Raw genomic sequence first — 827 nt, forward strand, 5'->3', positions numbered from 1 at the left:
ATGCGCATCGCCCATTCCAAAGCCGAGGTTGCCGAGGGCTTCAACCTCGCCAAGGCGGAGGCAAAGGCCTCGTTCGGCGACGACCGCGTCTTCGTCGAAAAGTTCATCGTCGATCCCCGCCACATCGAGATCCAGGTGCTGGGCGACAAGCACGGCAACGTGATCTATCTCGGCGAGCGCGAATGCTCGATCCAGCGCCGCAACCAGAAGGTCATCGAGGAAGCGCCGTCGCCGCTTCTGGACGAGGCGACCCGCCGCAAGATGGGCGAGCAGGCGGTCGCGCTGGCCAAGGCCGTGAACTACGATTCCGCCGGCACGGTCGAGTTCGTCGCAGGCCAGGACAAGAGCTTCTACTTCCTGGAGATGAATACGCGCCTCCAGGTCGAGCATCCCGTCACCGAGCTCGTCACCGGCATCGATCTCGTCGAGCAGATGATCCGCGTCGCGAGCGGCGAGAAGCTCGCCATCGCGCAGAAGGACGTCACGCTGACCGGCTGGGCGGTGGAATCGCGCCTCTATGCGGAAGATCCGTTCCGCAACTTCCTGCCCTCGATCGGACGCCTCGTGAAATATCGTCCGCCGGCGGAGGCCAGCAAGGACGGCATCACCATCCGCAACGATACCGGCGTGCAGGAGGGCGGCGAGATCTCGATCCATTACGATCCGATGATCGCCAAGCTCGTCACCCATGCGCCCTCGCGCGCGGCGGCGATCGAGGCGCAGGCGACTGCACTGGACTCGTTCTATGTCGATGGCATCCGCCACAACATCCCGTTCCTGTCGGCCTTGATGCATCATCCGCGTTGGCGCGAGGGACGGCTCTCGAC

1 pseudogene is annotated in these 827 nt (G+C 64.2%); it reads left to right on the forward strand.

Going from position 1 to position 827, the window contains the following annotated elements:
• Window positions 1–827: pseudogene (locus I6F33_RS37880) on the forward strand (acetyl/propionyl-CoA carboxylase subunit alpha); the annotation flags it as partial.

Origin of the sequence: Bradyrhizobium sp. BRP20 (assembly GCF_020194215.1) — a bacterium.
GTDB classification, from domain to species: domain Bacteria; phylum Pseudomonadota; class Alphaproteobacteria; order Rhizobiales; family Xanthobacteraceae; genus Bradyrhizobium; species Bradyrhizobium yuanmingense.